At 61.2% G+C, this 3,592-nt stretch carries 3 protein-coding genes; all 3 read right to left on the bottom strand.

From position 1 onward, the window contains the following. Positions 1-62: 62 nt before the first annotated feature. Entirely contained in the window at positions 63-1,160 is a 1,098-nt protein-coding gene (locus tag EOS_RS21510) for an ABC transporter ATP-binding protein (RefSeq protein ID WP_047848727.1), read from the bottom strand. Positions 1,161-1,194: 34 nt separating this feature from the next. Beyond that, on the bottom strand, positions 1,195-2,301 hold the full coding sequence (locus tag EOS_RS21505) for an ABC transporter substrate-binding protein (protein WP_047848726.1): 1,107 nt from the start codon (positions 2,299-2,301) through the stop codon (positions 1,195-1,197). 85 nt (positions 2,302-2,386) lie between these two features. Next, on the bottom strand, positions 2,387-3,592 hold a 1,206-nt coding region (locus EOS_RS21500), incomplete at its 5' end, for an FAD-binding oxidoreductase (RefSeq protein WP_047848725.1).

The raw sequence follows: 3,592 nt of genomic DNA, 5'->3' as shown, positions 1-3,592 counted from the left end.
CGGCCGTGGCGGCGGCGCGTCGGGACGCGCCTGTTCGGTGATCAGGGCAGAACGACTCATTTTCACCCCGCAATGGCAACGGCATCCGCAGTCAGCCACGAAAGCCCGAGCGTCTGCCCGATCTCGTACTGGCGGCCGAGCCGGTTGGTGGGAAATGCCGCGACGAGCGGCGGGGCATTGCTGATATGCGACTGCAGATAAAGCTTCGTCATGCTGCCGGTCACCATGATGTCGGTGAGTTTCGCCGACAACGTGCCGCCGTTGATCGACCCGTCTGGCGGACCATCGTGGATCTGAAGATTCTGCGGACGCAGCATCAGCTTCACCGTCTTGCCGTCACGGATCACGGCGTCATAGGCCATCGCATGCACATTCGCGCCGCCTTGCACGCTGATCTGCACCTGATCTCCGGTACGCCCCGTTACCACCGCGTCGAGCAGGTTCGATTCGCCGAGGAAGTCCGCGACAAACACGCTCTTCGGGCGGAAATACAGATCGGCGGGCGTGCCGAGTTGCGCGATCGAACCTGCGTTCATCAGGCAGATGCGGTCGGACATGGTCATTGCTTCTTCCTGATCGTGCGTGACATACACAATCGTCGTGCCCAGATCCCGATGAATCCGCTTGATCTCCAACTGCATCTGGTCGCGCAATTTCTTGTCGAGCGCGCCGAGCGGTTCATCCATCAGGATGATCGACGGCCTGTACACCATGCAGCGCGCAAGGGCGATCCGCTGTTGCTGACCACCCGACAATTCACGCGGATACCGCCCCGCGAGATGCGGCAGATGCACCATCTCCAGCGCCTGCATGACCTTGTCACGCGTGGCTTTCGCCTCGGTCTTGCGCATCTGCAGCGGGAAGGAAACGTTCTCCGCCACCGTCATGTGCGGGAACAGCGCGTAGTTCTGGAACACCATGCCGATGTCCCGTTCATACGGTGCGCCGTAGGTCACATCGGCACCATTGATCCGCACCTGGCCATCGTCCGGCTGCGCGAGTCCTGCGATCAGGCTGAGCAGCGTCGTCTTGCCCGAACCGCTGGGTCCGAGCAGGGTCAGGAATTCGCCCTGGGCGACATCGAGATCGATCGGGGCGAGCGCGACGAAATCGCCATAACGCTTGCACAGTCCCGTGATTTGAAGGTTCGAAGCAGACATGGAGAAGGCATCCGTAGCGATTGGGAAAAACAGCTCAGGTCAGGATCCAGCTATTGAATCGTTCGAGCGCGACGCTTTGTTTTTCCTGCCAGAACTTCGCATCGATATGCAGGCCGTTCTTCATGTTCTCCGGGAACGTCGGGCAGTTCTTCGCGATCTCCGGCTTGATGTAGTTGAACGCTTCGGGCTGCGTGACACCGGCCGGGAAGAACTCGACAAGTGCGGCCTGACGTTTCGGATCGGAGGCGAACTTGATGAACTCGCGGCAGGCGGCAGCGTTCGGCGTGCCTTTGAGAATCGACCAGTTGTCGACGCCCCAGATGTTCTGGTTCCACACAATCGCCACCGGTGCACCATTTGCAATAGCCGATTGCGCCCGCGATACCCACGTGCTGATCATGTCCACTTCACCCGAGCCGAGCATCTGTTCGACTTGCGAACCCGTGGTCCACCACACATCGACGTGCTTCGAAATCTTGTCGAGACTCGCGATACCCCGGTCGAGGTTGCACGGATACACCTGCGAAGGCGGCTGGCCATCGGCCATCAGCGCTTCTTCGAAGGTATCGAAGGGATACTTGCGCAGCCCGCGACGGCCTGGGTAATCCTTGACGTTCCACATATCGGCCCATGAATTAGGGGCTTTTCGTCCCTTGAACGCATCGGTGCGATACGCGAGCACCGTTGTATAAATGTTCGTGCCGACGCCATACGGCGACATGTACTGCGATGGAATCTTCGCGATCATCGGGTCCGCTTCCAGACCATGCTTCTCTAGATATTCCTTGCCACCGCCGGTGAGCAGAAGAATTGCCGGCTGGCTGATCTTTGCCATGTCCCATGTGTAACTGCCGGTTTCGACCATGCTCTTGATCTGCGCGGTCGGTTCGGCATTGGCCTGCACGCCGACTACTTCAATGCCTGTCTTTTCCGTGAACGGCTTGTAGAACACCGCGCCGTACGCCTTGGTGTAAATGCCGCCATCGTCGCGAATGACGATCCGTTTGTTCGCTGCGCGCGACGGCGTCCAGACGAACGGGAATGCCACCGCGGCCGCGCCGGCTACGGCGGTTTTAATGACCGTGCGGCGGCCGGGCTGTTGAACCTCTTGAATCTCATCGCGTGCGGGCTGCTTTTTCATGTCGGCTCCAAGGGTGTGGATAGAAACAGAAACGCTGGTGGCGAATGTCCAGGCTTCGTGGGCGGCCTGGATCGGGTGATGAAGGTCAGGGCAGCAAACGTCCCGGATTGAACAGGTTGTGCGGGTCGAGCGCGTTCTTCACGGCACGCATCAAGCCGAGTTCGGTCGCGGATTTGTAGTGCGCCATTTCCGGCAACCCGGTTTGCCCGACGCCATGTTCCGCGCTGAACGTGCCGCGCAATTCGTGCGCGACTTCGTTCACGCAGTGGCGCATGGCGTTCGCCATCGCAGCGGGGTCCGCGAGTTCGCGCCAGGCATCGAAGGTGAAGAAGGGGATGAAATGCGCGTTGCCGTCGCCGAGGTGCGCGACCACGATGATGTCGAGTCCGGGCACGATGGCGTGCACCGCTTGCGTGGATCGTTCGATGAACGCAGGCACCGCTGAAACCGGCACTGCGCAGTCGGTCGTCAGGCCCACGCCGGCTTTCTTGTTGGCTTCGGACACGCTATGGCGAATTTCCCAAAGCGTTGCGCGCTGCGTGTCGTTGCTGGCGAGGACAGCGTCACGGATCAGGCCTGCTTCGGCGGCGTGTTCGAGCGTTTGCTGCATCAGCGCGGCCATTTCTTCGCCGCCGTGGGTGTCGCCCAGTTCGACCAGCACGTGCCATTCATGCAGTTCGGAGAGCGGATTACGGCGGCCGGGCACATGCTGGATCACGAGTTCGAGCTGGAGACGGTTGATCATCTCGAAGGCGCTCAGCCGCGATCCGCAAGCGGCCTGGAACAAACCGAGAACGTGAAGCGCGGCCGCGGGATCGACAGGCGCGAACCACGCGAGCGCGTGCTGGGTCGGCAGTGGATGCAATTTCAGCGTAGCCGCCGTGATGATGCCGAGCGTGCCCTCCGTGCCGATGAACAACTGCTTCAGATCGAGCCCGGTATTGTCCTTGCGCAGGGCGCGCAGGCCGTTCCAGATCGTGCCGTCGGCGAGAACCACTTCGAGGCCGAGCACGTTGTCGCGCGTGTTGCCGTAGCGCAGGACACCCGTGCCGCCCGCATTCGTCGACAGATTCCCGCCGATCTGGCACGAGCCTTCGGCGCCGAGGCTCACCGCGTACAGGCGTTGTTCCGCTGCAGCTGCGTCCTGGACCGTTTTCAGTACGCAGCCGGCTTCGACTTCCATCGAACCATTGGCTGCATCTATATGACGAATGCGCCGCATGCGCGTCAAATTGACGATGACCGGCGGCACACCCTCGTTCGCCGGCACCGCGCCCGCGCACAGGCTGGT

The sequence above is a fragment of the Caballeronia mineralivorans PML1(12) genome (assembly GCF_001028175.1).
GTDB lineage: Bacteria > Pseudomonadota > Gammaproteobacteria > Burkholderiales > Burkholderiaceae > Caballeronia > Caballeronia mineralivorans.
This window is presented reverse-complemented; position numbering and strand designations above follow the sequence as displayed.